The 13,548-nt window shown below is 71.8% G+C and carries 12 protein-coding genes; 8 read left to right on the forward strand and 4 right to left on the reverse strand.

Features of this window, described 5'->3' with window-relative positions:
- Positions 1–163: 163 nt before the first annotated feature.
- The gene (locus AAHZ94_RS15515; RefSeq protein WP_349993465.1) at positions 164–1,678 is read right to left on the reverse strand and encodes an MDR family MFS transporter; all 1,515 of its coding nucleotides are present in this window, start codon (positions 1,676–1,678) and stop codon (positions 164–166) included.
- Positions 1,679–2,010: 332 nt separating this feature from the next.
- Here AAHZ94_RS15515 and AAHZ94_RS15520 point away from each other — a divergent pair, with 332 nt between their 5' ends.
- The gene (locus AAHZ94_RS15520) at positions 2,011–2,769 is read left to right on the forward strand and encodes a phosphoglyceromutase (RefSeq protein WP_349993466.1); all 759 of its coding nucleotides are present in this window, start codon (positions 2,011–2,013) and stop codon (positions 2,767–2,769) included.
- Positions 2,770–3,018: 249 nt separating this feature from the next.
- On the opposite strand, the gene AAHZ94_RS15525 is transcribed toward AAHZ94_RS15520, so the two are convergent.
- Complete coding sequence (locus AAHZ94_RS15525; RefSeq protein ID WP_349993467.1) at positions 3,019–3,168, reverse strand: hypothetical protein; 150 nt, start codon at positions 3,166–3,168, stop codon at positions 3,019–3,021.
- A 537-nt stretch (positions 3,169–3,705) separates the two neighbouring features.
- Complete coding sequence (gene phoU, locus AAHZ94_RS15530) at positions 3,706–4,383, reverse strand: phosphate signaling complex protein PhoU (RefSeq protein WP_349993468.1); 678 nt, start codon at positions 4,381–4,383, stop codon at positions 3,706–3,708.
- Positions 4,384–4,659: 276 nt separating this feature from the next.
- Between phoU and AAHZ94_RS15535 the strand changes: the two genes are divergently transcribed.
- On the forward strand, positions 4,660–5,961 hold the full coding sequence (locus AAHZ94_RS15535; protein ID WP_349993469.1) for a sensor histidine kinase: 1,302 nt from the start codon (positions 4,660–4,662) through the stop codon (positions 5,959–5,961).
- Positions 5,962–6,015: 54 nt separating this feature from the next.
- Positions 6,016–6,687 carry a two-component system response regulator PhoP gene (gene phoP, locus AAHZ94_RS15540; protein ID WP_466295925.1) on the forward strand — a complete coding sequence of 224 codons (672 nt, stop codon included), beginning with the start codon at positions 6,016–6,018 and terminating at the stop codon, positions 6,685–6,687.
- Between the two features lie 410 nt (positions 6,688–7,097).
- Here phoP and AAHZ94_RS15545 read toward each other — a convergent pair whose 3' ends face one another.
- Positions 7,098–7,850: a DUF461 domain-containing protein gene (locus tag AAHZ94_RS15545; protein ID WP_349993470.1), complete on the reverse strand. Its 753-nt coding sequence runs from the start codon at positions 7,848–7,850 to the stop codon at positions 7,098–7,100.
- A 736-nt stretch (positions 7,851–8,586) separates the two neighbouring features.
- On the opposite strand from AAHZ94_RS15545, the gene AAHZ94_RS15550 reads away from it, so the two are divergent.
- The 5 genes from AAHZ94_RS15550 to cysS all read left to right on the forward strand — a co-directional run bounded on the left by AAHZ94_RS15550 (position 8,587) and on the right by cysS (position 13,388).
- Entirely contained in the window at positions 8,587–9,069 is a 483-nt protein-coding gene (locus AAHZ94_RS15550) for a CarD family transcriptional regulator (RefSeq protein ID WP_003953493.1), read from the forward strand.
- 757 nt (positions 9,070–9,826) lie between these two features.
- On the forward strand, positions 9,827–10,606 hold the full coding sequence (ispD, locus tag AAHZ94_RS15555; protein WP_349993471.1) for a 2-C-methyl-D-erythritol 4-phosphate cytidylyltransferase: 780 nt from the start codon (positions 9,827–9,829) through the stop codon (positions 10,604–10,606).
- A complete protein-coding gene (ispF, locus tag AAHZ94_RS15560; protein WP_349993472.1) occupies positions 10,596–11,186 on the forward strand; it encodes a 2-C-methyl-D-erythritol 2,4-cyclodiphosphate synthase in 591 nt (196 codons plus the stop codon). The genes ispD and ispF overlap by 11 nt, the downstream gene beginning before the upstream one ends.
- Before the next feature lie 243 nt (positions 11,187–11,429).
- Entirely contained in the window at positions 11,430–11,834 is a 405-nt protein-coding gene (locus AAHZ94_RS15565; protein ID WP_349993473.1) for a PPOX class F420-dependent oxidoreductase, read from the forward strand.
- A gap of 159 nt (positions 11,835–11,993) precedes the next feature.
- Positions 11,994–13,388, forward strand: coding sequence for a cysteine--tRNA ligase (gene cysS / locus AAHZ94_RS15570; RefSeq protein ID WP_349993474.1), 1,395 nt, complete (start codon positions 11,994–11,996; stop codon positions 13,386–13,388).
- Positions 13,389–13,548: the final 160 nt, after the last annotated feature.

Below are 13,548 nucleotides of genomic sequence, written 5' to 3' on the forward strand. Positions count from 1 at the left end.
CCCCCCCCCCCCCCCCCCCCCCCCCCCCCCCCCCCCCGGGGCCCCCCCCCCCCCCCCCCCGCCCCCCCCCCCCCCCCCCCGGGGGCCGGGGGCCCCCATGCCCGAGGCGGCGGCCCCGCGCACGGCGGGGGCCAGACACCTCGCCGCCCGCGGCCCCCACCCCTCACCCCGCAGCCACTCCCCGCGCCACATCCGGCTCGGAAACCCCAGCCCCCACCACGCCCTGCTCCACCACGCCCTGCTCCACCACCACAGCCTCACCCGAGCCCACAGCCATCCCATCCGCAGCAGCGACCTCACTCACAGCCACCTCACTCACGGCGGCCACAGCAGCGACCCCACCCACAGTGGCCATCCCACTCACAGCGGCCACCCCACCTCCAGCAGCCACCTCATCCACCGCCACCCCACTCCCGACAGCTACTCCATCCCCAACAACCGCCCCATCCGCAGCAGTCGTCACGACCTCCTCCGTAGGCAGCCCCCGCATCAGCAACCAGTAGCCGAGGGCGGCCAGTGTGCCGACCGCTGCGCAGCCGGCCCAGAGCCAGCCGGCGCCGAAGCGGTCGATGACCTGGCCCGCGAGGAGGGGGGCGGCGAGTGCGGCCACCGCCCACGACATGGTGTACATGCCCTGGTAGCGGCCCCGGCCGTGGACCGGTGAGAGGCGGACGACCAGGCTCATCTGGGTGGGCGAGTTGACGATCTCGGCCAGTGTCCACACGCACACGGTCAGCGCGTACACGCCGAGCGAGCCGGCGAACGCGGTGAGCCCGAAGCCGTATCCGGCGAGCAGCGCCGAGATGATCAACAGCCGCTGTGGATCGCGGTGTTCGATGTAGCGGGTCACCGGGATCTGGAGCGCCACGATCAGGATGCCGTTGACGGCGATGGCCACCCCGAAGTCCGCACTGGTGAACCCGTCGGAGCCCATCGCCACCGGCAGTGCCACGTAACCCTGTTGGAAGATCAGCGAGATGAGGAAGGAGAGGCCGACCACGCTCATGAAGCGGCCGTCGCGGACGACGGCGCCGAGCCCGACCGCGGGTTCGGCCGCGCCGGCCGCGTCCTTCGGCCCCTGCGCCGGACGCGACTCGGGCAGCTTGATGAAGACCAGTACGGCGCAGACCAGCGTCATGACCGCCTCGCCGACGAAACCGGCCCGATAGCTGTACTCGGCGATGAAGCCCGCGCCCATCGAGGAAAACGCGAACCCCAGGTTGATCGCCCAGTAGTTGAGCGCGAACGCCCGCACCCGGTCCTCGGGCCGCACGATGTCCGCCATCATCGCCTGCACCGCGGGTCGGGACGCGTTGCTGGCCATGCCGACGACGAAGGCCACCGCGGCGATCGCCACCGGATGCGTCATGAAGCCGAGCACGGCCACCGACAGCGCGGTGGACACCTGGGCGATCAGCATCGTGGGCCGCCGCCCCAACCGGTCGGTCATCACCCCCGCCCCCAGCGAGGACACCACGCCGCCGAGCCCGTGCAGCGCCGCGACCAGACCGGCGTACGTGGCCGAATAGCCGCGCTCCAACGTGAGGTAAAGCGCCATAAAAGTAGCGACGAACCCGCCAAGGCGATTGACCAGCGTGCTGGTCCACAGCCACCAGAACTCCCGGGGCAACCCGGACACGCTCTCGCGCACGGCCCGCCTCATAGAAGCAGTGGGCATGACAACTCCAGGGTGAGCAGCAGAGGGGATGTAAGTGGCGCCAACGGTGTTCGTAACTTACGTCCGTGGGGCTCGCGGCTGCTAGTCATTTAGCGGAAACCGTCAACTGTTGCGCTGGTCACGCGCGTGCCCGCCGCGTTTCCGAACGGTCGCACAGGGCTACGAGGGGGGCCGGCGAGTGCCTGCGAGGGCGCGCCCGCCGCCCCGCGCGTACGGACCCACGCGCACCGCGCGGCCCGGCGCGGACCCACCCCCGCCCCCCCCGCGGGGCCGGCGCCGCGCCGGGCGGCCCGCCGGCGGGCCGCCGAAGCCCGTCCATTACGCTCGGGGGCATGGCCGACGCACCGTACAAGCTGATCCTGCTCCGCCACGGCGAGAGCGAGTGGAACGCGAAGAACCTGTTCACCGGCTGGGTGGACGTCAACCTGACCGACAAGGGCGAGAAGGAGGCGGTCCGCGGCGGTGAGCTGCTGAGCGCCGCCGGCCTGCTGCCCGACGTGGTCCACACCTCGCTCCAGAAGCGCGCGATCCGCACCGCGCAGCTCGCCCTTGAGGCCGCCGACCGGCACTGGATTCCGGTGCACCGCTCCTGGCGTCTGAACGAGCGGCACTACGGCGCGCTCCAGGGCAAGGACAAGGCGCAGACCCTGGCCGAGTTCGGCGAGGAGCAGTTCATGCTGTGGCGCCGCTCGTACGACACGCCGCCGCCGGCGCTGGCGGACGGCACGGAGTTCTCGCAGAGCGACGACGCGCGCTACGCCGGCATCCCCAGCGAGGCCCGCCCGCGCACCGAGTGCCTCAAGGACGTCGTCGCCCGCATGCTGCCGTACTGGTACGACGGCATCGTCCCCGACCTGCTCGCCGGCCACACGGTCCTGGTCGCCGCCCACGGCAACAGCCTGCGCGCCCTGGTCAAGCACCTGGACGGCGTCAGCGACGCGGACATCGCCGGCCTGAACATCCCCACCGGCATCCCCCTCTCCTACGAGCTGGACGCCAACTTCCGCCCCACCAACCCCGGCGGCACCTACCTCGACCCGGAGGCCGCGAAGTCGGCGATCGAGGCGGTCAAGAACCAGGGCAAGAAGTAACCCTGGCGGGACTTCCTCCACAGCCCTCCACCTGCGGTCCGCTGCGGGTGGAGGGCTGTGAAGGTACGGGCAGCCGGGCCAGAGGCCCCCACGCACGTCGAAGCCCCGACCGGAGGGCCGAGTAACCCGTACGTCTGACTCGGGTGACCCGCCTGCCGGTCGGGGCTTCTCCGCGCGGGGCGTCGTACCTCCCAGGTGGCCCCGCGCTGGCTGCGGGCGAGTGCCGGTGGGGTCGCCGGGCGCGGCTGGCTAGCCGCAGCCGCCGGAGCAACTGCACGGGCCGCCGGACTGGCAGCCGCACGAGCAGCCGGAGCCGCATCCGCAGTTGCCGAGCAGCGGGCGGGGCGGGGTCGGGGTGGTGGGCTGCTCCGCTGGCGTCGAGGTCGGCGTCTCTGGCATGGCATTCCTCCTAGCAGGCGTACCGCAGAGCCTCCAGTGAAACGTCCCGACCCGGGGGCGTGGAACGGCGCGTAAGCGGCGCATAGGCGCATCGCCGCCCCTACCACCCCTACGCCAGCAAACCCCGCACGCCAGCCGGTACGCCCCGAATGCCGCGGCCAGGACACTTGTGGGGCGGTCCGGGCCTGTCACGCCCCCCCGAGCGGCCGGGGATCGTACGCCCGCGGGCCCGCGTCCGGGCCGCACGTCGACCGGGCCTGCCCCCGGGACCGCACGCCGACCAGCCCCACGCACCTCGGGGTCGTACGCCGACCAACCCCGCGCACCCTGGGCCGTACGCCGACCAACCCACACGCCCTGAGCCCCACGCACACCCTGGCCCCCCCCACACACACCCAGCACCCCGACACACCCCGGCCCCAACGCGACCGGGCCCGTACCCAGCCGGCGAGGCGGCTGGGTACGGGCCCGGAGGCGGAGCGCAGCGAGGGGTGCCGGTCGGGCCAGTGGCCTGGGCCGGGCGGCTGTGGGGGGTGGCTACTCGCCGCCCACCGGGGTGCCGGGCGTGATCTCGTCCGCGTGCTCGCCGGTGACCAGGTAGACCACCCGCTTGGCCACGGAGACCGCGTGGTCGGCGAAGCGCTCGTAGTAGCGGCCGAGGAGCGTCACGTCCACGGCCGTCTCGATGCCGTGCTTCCAGCGGTCGTCGATCAGGTGCTGGAAGAGCGTGCGGTGCAGCATGTCGATGGCGTCGTCGTCCTGCTCCAGTTGGAGGGCGAGGTCGACGTCCTTGGTGATGATGACCTCGGCGGCCTTGGCCATCAGGCGCTGGGCGAGCTGGCCCATCTCCAGGATGGTGGCGGCCAGGTCGCGCGGGACGGGGGACTCGGGGAAGCGCAGCCGGGCCAGCTTCGCGACGTGCTGGGCCAGGTCGCCGGAGCGCTCCAGGTCGGCGCTCATCCGCAGGCTGGTGACCACGATCCGCAGATCCGTGGCGACCGGCTGCTGACGGGCGAGCAGGGCTATCGCACGAGCTTCGAGGTCGTGCTGAAGGTTGTCGATCTTCTCGTCGGCGGCGATGACGCTCTCCGCGAGCTTCAGGTCCGCGTCAAGCATCGCCGTCGTTGCCCTACCGATGGCGGAGCCGACGAGCCGGGCCATCTCGACCAGACTCTCGCTGATCGAATCGAGCTCCTCGTGGTACGCGTCCCGCATCACTGACCTTCTCTCGCTGGGGGTCCCGTAGGGCTGTCAGCCCCACGATTCCACGGTGTGGCCGAAACGAGTCCGAATCCGACCTCCGGGGTAAACCCGGACCGACGTAACAGTGAACTCTCGGCAACTCCCATGGTCTAGGCGGTGTCAACCCCTCTGACCTGGGGCCTCGCTAGTGAAGCGATCACGTCCTGACAGTGAACTCTCGGCAACGTCTCACCGGGTCGACCCCCATTCGGCTGTGGGGCAGGTCGAACGGGCGCCTAACCTGGTGACATGAACGTGGACGCGGCAATCGCCGCAGTGGCAGCGATCGCCGGGTTGTGCACCGGCGTCATCGCCATGCTGGCGTTCCGCTGGAGTGAGCGCGACCAGGCCAAGCCCACGCGCTCCTCGCTCCACACCGAAGCCGCGCTGCCGCCCGGTGTCGACACCGTGCTCTCCGTGCTGCGCTCCTCCGCCGTCGTGCTCGACGAGGAGGACGCCGTGGTCAAGGCGAGCTCGGCGGCGTACGCGCTCGGTCTGGTGCGCGGCGGGAAGCTCGCGGTCGAGCCGATGCTGCACATGGCCCGCGACACCCGCCGCGACGGCGAGATACGCCAGGTGGAACTGGACCTGCCGCGCCGCGGCACCGGCCGGGGCGAGGCCCTGGCCGTCTCGGCGCGGGTCGCCCCGCTCGGCTCCCGCCTCGTACTCCTGCTGGTCGAGGACCTCACCGAGGCCCGCCGCATCGAGGCCGTGCGCCGCGACTTCGTCGCCAACGTCAGCCATGAACTCAAGACCCCGGTCGGTGCCCTCTCGCTGCTCTCCGAGGCCGTGATGGACGCCTCGGACGACCCGGAGGCCGTCACCCGCTTCGCCGGCCGGATGCAGATCGAGGCCACCCGCCTCACCAGCCTGGTCCAGGAGCTGATCGACCTCTCCCGGGTGCAGAACGACGACCCGCTGGAGGACGCCGAGCCGGTCCGCGTGGACGAGCTCGTCGCCGAGGCCATCGACCGCTGCCGCCACCAGGCCGGCACCAAGCAGATCACGATGGCCGCGGGCGGCACCGCGGAGCTGCACGTATGGGGAAATCGCGGCCAGCTTGCCGCGGCCCTTGGCAACCTGGTGGAAAACGCGGTGAACTACAGCCCGGCGCGTACCCGCGTCGGCATCGCCGCCCGGCGGATCGCCGCACCCGGTGGCGACCTCATCGAGGTGTCCGTCACCGACCAGGGCATCGGCATCTCCGAGAAGGACCGCGAGCGCATCTTCGAGCGGTTCTACCGCGTCGACCCGGCGCGCTCGCGCGCCACCGGCGGGACCGGCCTCGGCCTCGCCATCGTCAAGCACGTGGCCGCCTCGCACGGCGGGGAGGTTACGGTGTGGAGCGCTGAGGGACAGGGCTCCACCTTCACCCTGCGGCTCCCGGAAGCCGGTGGCGTACGCGACCGGGCCGAGGCCGCTGCCGCCTCCGGGCGGCGCAAGGGCGGCAACTCGCTCATCGAGCCGGACGACCTCGACGACGAGGACCCCGGCCGTACCTACGACGAGACCCTCACCAATGAACCCCCTCCCGTCGCCCACCACCCGTAACTGGAAGGCGCTTCGCGCCCCTGAGTTCGCCCCGGAGGTCCTTCCGTGACCCGAGTGCTCGTTGTCGAGGACGAGGAATCGTTCAGCGACGCATTGTCGTACATGCTCCGCAAGGAGGGTTTTGAGGTCGCCATCGCGACAACGGGCCCCGAAGGGTTGGACGAGTTCGAGCGGAACGGCGCCGACCTGGTGCTGCTCGACCTCATGCTGCCCGGGCTGCCCGGCACGGAGGTCTGCCGCCAACTGCGCGGGCGCTCCAACGTCCCGGTCATCATGGTGACCGCCAAGGACAGCGAGATCGACAAGGTCGTCGGCCTGGAAATAGGAGCCGACGACTACGTCACCAAGCCGTTCTCCTCGCGCGAGCTGGTGGCCCGCATCCGCGCGGTGCTGCGCCGCCGCGGCGAGCCGGAGGAGGTCACGCCGGCCGCGCTGGAGGCGGGCCCGGTGCGGATGGACGTCGACCGGCACGTGGTCACCGTCTCCGGCGGCAAGGTCGACCTGCCGCTGAAGGAGTTCGACCTGCTGGAGATGCTGCTGCGCAACGCGGGCCGGGTACTGACCCGCATGCAGCTCATCGACCGCGTCTGGGGCGCCGACTACGTGGGCGACACCAAGACCCTGGATGTGCACGTCAAGCGGCTGCGCGCGAAGATCGAGCCCGACCCGGGAGCCCCGCGCTACCTGGTCACGGTCCGCGGCCTCGGCTACAAGTTCGAGCCGTAAAGACCCCAGGGGCGGCGCCGCGAACGCCCGCCCCCACCACGCCGCGAGGGCGGCCCCACCCCAGGGGCCGCCCTCGCGGCGTCTCCGATCACATTCGGGGCTGTTGGTCGGCTTCGGCCTGTCCCCGGTCACGCGCAGGGGCGCAGGTGGGCTCCGGACTGGCCCCGAACACACCCAGGGCTGTGGATGGGGCTCTGGCGGCCCCCTTGCACCACGCCGAGCCCGCAGGGCGCGGTACGCGCCGTACGCGCGACCAGCGCCGCGTACGTGCCGTCAGCGACCAGCGCCCCACCGGGCCGGAACCCCGCACCGCCGCCGCCCCGCCCCGCCCGCCAACCCGCCCCCCGGCCGGCGGGCCGCCGGGGGGCGGGGGGGCGGGCGCGGCGGGGCGGGGCTGGGGCAGGCGCGGCTCAGTGGCCGGCCGGGCTCTCGTTGCCCTGGGCGCCTTCGCCGCTCTCGGCGGTGCCGTTCTCGCCGCCGGGAGTCTGGCCCGCGGGGCTCTCCTCGCCGTCGGGCGTGCCCGAGGCGTTGCCGCTCGCGGTGTCGGCGGGCTCGTCCGACGCCTTGCCGGACTCGGAGTCCGACGGCTTGCCGGTCTCCTTGGACTTGTCCTTCGCCGTCTCCGACGGCTTCACGCTCGGGCTGGCCGCGGGGCTCGGGCCCCACTTGGCGTAGTCGCCCTTGGCCGGGACCACGAAGGCGCGCAGCGTGACGTCGCCCGTCTTGCTGAAGTCGAAGACGACCTTCTGGGCGTCGCCGGCCTTGGCCGCCTCGTGACCGCCGACGATCTCCGCCGACGCGTTGCCCTTGCCGCCGAGGATCAGCGAACCGCCCTTGGGCACGACCAGCGGCCCGGAGCCCTTCGCGGGGGCCAGCTTGACCTCGGTGTCCTTGCCGCCGAGCCGGATGCTGGTGAGGACCTCGTCGGAGGTGCCGTTGTTGAAGATCTTGGCGGTGAGGGCCGCGGGACCCTCGTCGTCCAGCTCCGGCTGGGTGATCACCGTCGCGTTCTGGACCTTGAGGTCGCCGACGGTCTTCGCGGCGTGGTCCGGGGTGATCTCCATCGTCTGCGAGTCGTTCCCGGCCGCGCAGGCGGAGAGCGGGGCGATCGAGAGCACGAGGGCGGTGGCGGCGAGGGCGCCGCGTCGAAGGCTGCTGCTCACGGCGGCGGCATCTCCTAGGACGAGCTTCGGCGGCCGAACGGTGGGCCCGGTCGCGAGGGGCGGAGGGGCGGCGGTGGGCTGCCCGCACTAAGGATCTTTCAGCGCGCTTAGGTTACCGACCCGTCGTCGAGAGCACGCACCCGACCCGCCTCGGACGCCCCGCAGACGCCCGTACCGCCACCCGGCGCGCCCCCGCCGCCCGCCCCGGCCGCCGCTCACCGTGCGTACCCCCGTGGCCCGCCCACCCGTCCGGTGGACACGCCCGTGAACAGTCGCTGAACAAGTACCGCGGGGCCCGCCGGCAATCGTCTCCGGTTGACCTCTGCGCCGAATATCAGCCGGCCCCGCGCGGGCGAATATCGAGAGGGAATGCACGTCATCGGTGACGGCTTCGTGAATTGATCACGAAGATGATCGACGCTGGCCTGATCAATTCGCGGAAACGGCGTGGAGTGACCGAGGTCCGCCCGAACGGAGGACCGGAACTCGCACGTCCGGACCCCGGCAAAACGGGACGTACGACCTGTCGCGGGAGGATGTTGAGCGATGTAACGTACGCGTTTCACCCCGCCCGAACAACGGCCCCCACCTGCGAATTCCCGCTTCCGGAGGTCGCTCGAAGCACGTTCCGAGTGCTGTTGTCAAGCCCTGAGATATGCCCTGACCTGCGAAAACGCCATTCAGAACGGGGCGTTCCCGTGTTACTCTGGATAGCCACGGAAGGGGTACCTGTCACATGACGTTCAAGGTTGGCGACACCGTGGTCTATCCCCATCACGGGGCCGCGCTGATCGAGGCCATCGAAACTCGCCAGATCAAAGGCGTGGACAAGACCTACTTGGTGCTGAAGGTCGCTCAAGGCGACTTGACAGTTCGTGTGCCAGCGGACAATGCGGAGTTCGTCGGCGTACGCGATGTAGTCGGCCAGGACGGGCTGGACCGGGTCTTCGAGGTGCTGCGTGCGCCGTATGCGGAGGAGCCCACCAACTGGTCCCGCCGCTACAAGGCGAACCTGGAAAAGCTCGCGTCCGGTGACGTGATCAAGGTGGCGGAGGTCGTCCGCGACCTGTGGCGCCGTGAGCGTGAGCGTGGTCTTTCCGCTGGTGAGAAGCGCATGCTCGCCAAGGCGCGGCAGATCCTGGTGAGCGAGCTCGCCCTCGCGGAGAACACCAACGAAGACAAGGCCGAGGCCCTGCTCGACGAGGTCCTCGCATCCTGAGCATCGCTAGCGACCCCCTGGCTTTCGCTGTGGGGTCGTCGTCGGTGTCTCGGACGTTCTGAGGGACGTACGCATGCCGCAGCGCCCGAGTGGCGGTCCGCGTCCCCATGATGCGTCCCTGTCGCCGGGCGCTGCGGCATCTGCGGCCCGCGAGCCGCAGATCGGCGGCGGCGTCATCCTTTGACCGCACGTGGGCCCGTACGGCCGGTGCGGTGCGTAAACGACCGACATGCCGATGCCCGCTGTCCGGCCGTGACCACCCGCCGTGCGTCGGACGCCCGGCGCATCCACGGGCGGACATCCACGGGCAGCCGGCGCGCGTGCCCATCGCGCCGTCGACTCGTTGTGTCCGGTGGAAAGGTCCTTCAGGGGCGGGCTGTGCGGTGCACGCGGCGGTCCACGAGGCGCAGCGAGACGGGCGTGGCGTCCGGGGTGTGAAGCCCGGGCGTCGGCACGGTGTCCACCAGCCGCCCGCAAGGCGGTCGGTGCGGCGAGCATGCGGATGCGCCGCGACCTCTCGGGCCCGCGGCCCGGGTGGTCGACGGCGGTGGTGGGGCGAGAGGGCGGGCAACTGGCAAGTTCTTGCGCTTCGCTTCGACGCACGCCGTGCGGTTACATCACGTGTGCGGCGATTGGTGTGCCGGGCTCGGGCACTGGCTCGACCAGTCGTCACGGAAGGGGCTGATCGGGCCGCTGCGCCCGGCACGCTCTGGCCATACCCAACTCGGCCGAGGAAGCAAACCTGAACGCCATCGCAATGTCCGCATCAGATCGTCCCGAACCTACCGACGGGCCGCGGGTGCGCACCGCAGCCGTCATTCCCGCAGCCGGCCGTGGGGTCAGGCTCGGCCCCGGTGCGCCCAAGGCGCTGCGCACCATCAACGGCACCCCCATGCTCGTCCACGCCGTCCGCGCGATGGCCGCCTCCCGTGCCGTCTCCCTCGTGATCGTGGTCGCCCCGTCGGACGGCGCCGCCGAGGTCCGCAGGTTGCTCGACGCGCACCCGCTGGCCGGCTCGGTCGCGGAGAAGACCGACGTGGTGGTCGTCCCCGGCGGCGAGACCCGGCAGGAGTCCGTACGGCTCGGCCTCGCCGCGCTGCCGGAGGACGTCACCGTCGTGCTGGTGCACGACGCGGCGCGTCCGCTCGTACCGGTGGACGTGGTGGACACGGTCGCCGCCGCCGTGCGCGGTGGTGCGCCGGCCGTGGTGCCCGCGCTGCCGCTGGCGGACACCGTCAAGCAGGTCGAGCCGCGGGGGGCGGGCGAGCCGGAGCCGGTCGTCGGCACCCCGGAGCGGGCGCGGCTGCGTGCCGTGCAGACCCCGCAGGGCTTCGACCGGGCGACGCTCGTCGAGGCGCACGAGCGCGTCCTCCTCGAAGGCGAGGGCGCCACCGACGACGCCGGCATGGTCGAGCGGATCGGCCGGGACGTCGTCGTGGTGCCGGGCCACGAGGAGGCGTTCAAGGTGACGCGGCCCCTGGACCTGGTCCTGGCCGAGGCGGTCCTCGCGCGCAGGAGGGCCAACGATGGCTTCTGAGCCGACGGAACAGACCGCCGGGGCGGTGGCGCAGCAGCCGTCCGGCCCCGCGTCCGACCAGCCGTCGGCCGCGCCGCCGGCGGCGCCCGCCGTACCGCCCGCCGTGGTGCTGCCGCAGGTCGGCATCGGCACCGACATCCACGGCTTCGAAGAGGGCCGCGAACTGTGGTGCGCGGGGCTGCGCTGGGAGGGCGAGGGGCCCGGGCTCGCCGGCCACTCCGACGCCGACGTCGTCGCGCACGCCGCCTGCAACGCGCTCTTCTCCGCGGCCGGCCTCGGCGATCTCGGGGCGCACTTCGGTACGGGCCGCCCCGAGTACTCCGGTGCCAGCGGCGTGACCCTGTTGGCCGAGGCGGCCCGGATCGTCCGCGCGGCCGGCTTCACCATCGGCAACGTGGCCGTCCAGGTGGTCGGCCCGCGCCCGAAGATCGGCAAGCGGCGGGAGGAGGCCCAGCAGGTGCTCTCCGCCGCGGCCGGCGCTCCGGTCTCGGTCTCCGGGGCCACCACCGACGGCCTCGGCTTCCCCGGCCGCGGCGAGGGCCTGGCCGCCATCGCCACCGCACTGGTCGTCCGTATCTGAACTGCTCGTCCGCATCCGGGCCGGTCGTTCGCCCCCGAGTGGAGGACGGTCGGCCGGGTGGCTCCGCCGGTGGCCCGGGCGGGGCGTCCCGGACGTCTTCGTGATCTTCGGGGCACGGCGTCCCGCTGCTCCGTACGATGCACGTGTGGCGGGGGAATGCACGGCGGCGCGGGGCTGTTGGGTATCCATCGAGGACGTGTGCCCCCGTGACCCATGACGATGATCGTGACGGAAGGACCAACCGTGTCAGCTTTACTCTCCGATGAGCTCAAGCACCTCCTCGACGGCCCGGTCTTCGTGACCCTGGCGACGATCCAGCCCGACGGGAGCCCGCAGCTCTCGGTCGTCTGGGTGAAGCGGGACGGCGACGACCTGTTGATCTCCACCACCGTCGGCCGGCGCAAGGAGAAGAACATCGCCGCCGACCCGCGGGTGACCGTCCTGGTCAACCCCGCCGACGCGCCGTACACCTACGCCGAGGTGCGGGGCACCGCCTCCGTCAGCACCGAGGGCGGTGCGGAGCTGATCGACGAGTTGTCGCTGAAGTACACCGGCAAGACCTACGCCGACTTCAACCCGCGGATCGCCGAGGACGCCGAGCGCGTCGTGGTCCGGGTGACGCCGCGGAAGGTCGTCGGCAGCCTCTGAGTCGGCGGCTGCCGGTTTAGGCCACTGCCGTCCGCGCCGCCCGCCCACCGCTGCGACCTGCTGCGCAGTGTCGCCCGGCGGTCGTCAAGTGTCACGCTTCGGTGTCCCTGCGGCCCTTGGGGTCGCGGGGCACTGCCCTGTTCCGACTACCCTTGGAGCGTGACCATTCGCCTGTACGACACCAGCGCCCGGCAGACACGTGACTTCACCCCGCTCACTCCGGGCTGTGTCTCGATCTACCTCTGTGGCGCGACCGTGCAGGCCGCACCGCACATCGGGCACATCAGGTCGGGCCTCAACTTCGACATCATGCGCCGCTGGTTCAGCTACCGCGGCTATGCCGTGACGTTCATCCGCAACGTCACCGACATCGACGACAAGATCCTGGTCAAGGCCGCCGAGTCCGGCGAGCCCTGGTGGTCGATCGGCTACCGCAACGAGCGTGCGTTCAATGACGCGTACGAGACGCTCGGCTGCCTGCCGCCCACCTACGAACCGCGCGCGACCGGGCACGTCCCGGAAATGATCGAGATGATGAGCGGTCTGATCGAGCGTGGTCACGCCTATGCCGTGGACGGCAACGTCTACTTCGACGTGCGCTCCTTCCCGGAGTATCTGCGCCTGTCCAACCAGGAGTTGGACAACCTGCCGAACGCCGGCGACGCGGGCGCCGGCAAGCGCGACGGCCGCGACTTCGCCATGTGGAAGGCGGCCAAGCCGGGCGAGCCGAGCTGGGCCACCCCCTGGGGTCGCGGCCGGCCGGGCTGGCACCTGGAGTGCTCCGCGATGGCCCACAAGTACCTGGGCACCAGCTTCGACATCCACGGCGGCGGCCTCGACCTGATCTTCCCGCACCACGAGAACGAGATCGCCCAGGCCAAGGCGTACGGCGACGACTTCGCCACGTACTGGGCGCACAACGCGTGGGTCACCATGAGCGGCGAGAAGATGAGCAAGTCGCTCGGCAACTCGGTGCTCGTCTCCGAGATGGTCAAGCGCTGGCGCCCGATCGTGCTCCGCTACTACCTGGGCACCCCGCACTACCGGTCGATGATCGAGTACAGCGAGGAGGCGTTGCGCGAGGCGGAGTCCGCGTTCGCGCGGATCGAGGGCTTCGTCCAGCGCGTGGTGGAGAAGGCCGGCACGGTCGAGCCCGCCGCCGAGGTGCCGCTGTCCTTCGCCGAGGCGATGGACGACGACCTCGGCGTCCCGCAGGCGCTGGCGATCATCCACACCACCGTGCGGCAGGGGAACTCCGCGCTGACCGCCGACGACAAGGAGACCGCGGTCGCCCGGCTCGCCGAGGTGCGGGCCATGCTCGGGGTGCTCGGCCTCGACCCGCTGGACGAGCACTGGGCGGGCGACAGCGACCGCGGGGACGACCTGCACGGCGTGGTCGACTCGCTGGTCCGCCTCGTACTGGAGCAGCGCCAGGCCGCCCGCTCCCGCAAGGACTACGGCACCGCGGACGCCATCCGGGACCAGCTCCAGCAGTCCGGCCTGGTGATCGAGGACACGCCTTCGGGCCCCCGCTGGGAGCTCGGCCCCCGCTGAGCTGCGGAAAGCGAGCGGGGCAGCCGGGCCGGGAACGGCTCGGTGGGGGGGGCCCCCCGGGCGGGGGGGGCCCCGGTTTTTGCAAGGCACGTGTGGGGGGGCGGGGCGGGGGGGCGCGCGCCCCGGCGGGCGGCCCCCGCCCGCAAAAGAACGGGGGGCC

This window comes from Streptomyces sp. HSW2009 (assembly GCF_040240285.1).
Classification (GTDB): Bacteria; Actinomycetota; Actinomycetes; order Streptomycetales; family Streptomycetaceae; genus Streptomyces.

Coding starts and splice junctions, on each gene's coding strand:
- AAHZ94_RS15515 (WP_349993465.1), bottom strand. CDS start 1,678: ATGCCCACTGCTTCTATGAGGCGGGCCGTGCGCGAGAGCGTGTCCGGG.
- AAHZ94_RS15520 (WP_349993466.1), top strand. CDS start 2,011: ATGGCCGACGCACCGTACAAGCTGATCCTGCTCCGCCACGGCGAGAGC.
- AAHZ94_RS15525 (WP_349993467.1), bottom strand. CDS start 3,168: ATGCCAGAGACGCCGACCTCGACGCCAGCGGAGCAGCCCACCACCCCG.
- phoU (WP_349993468.1), bottom strand. CDS start 4,383: ATGCGGGACGCGTACCACGAGGAGCTCGATTCGATCAGCGAGAGTCTG.
- AAHZ94_RS15535 (WP_349993469.1), top strand. CDS start 4,660: ATGAACGTGGACGCGGCAATCGCCGCAGTGGCAGCGATCGCCGGGTTG.
- AAHZ94_RS15550 (WP_003953493.1), top strand. CDS start 8,587: ATGACGTTCAAGGTTGGCGACACCGTGGTCTATCCCCATCACGGGGCC.
- ispD (WP_349993471.1), top strand. CDS start 9,827: ATGTCCGCATCAGATCGTCCCGAACCTACCGACGGGCCGCGGGTGCGC.
- ispF (WP_349993472.1), top strand. CDS start 10,596: ATGGCTTCTGAGCCGACGGAACAGACCGCCGGGGCGGTGGCGCAGCAG.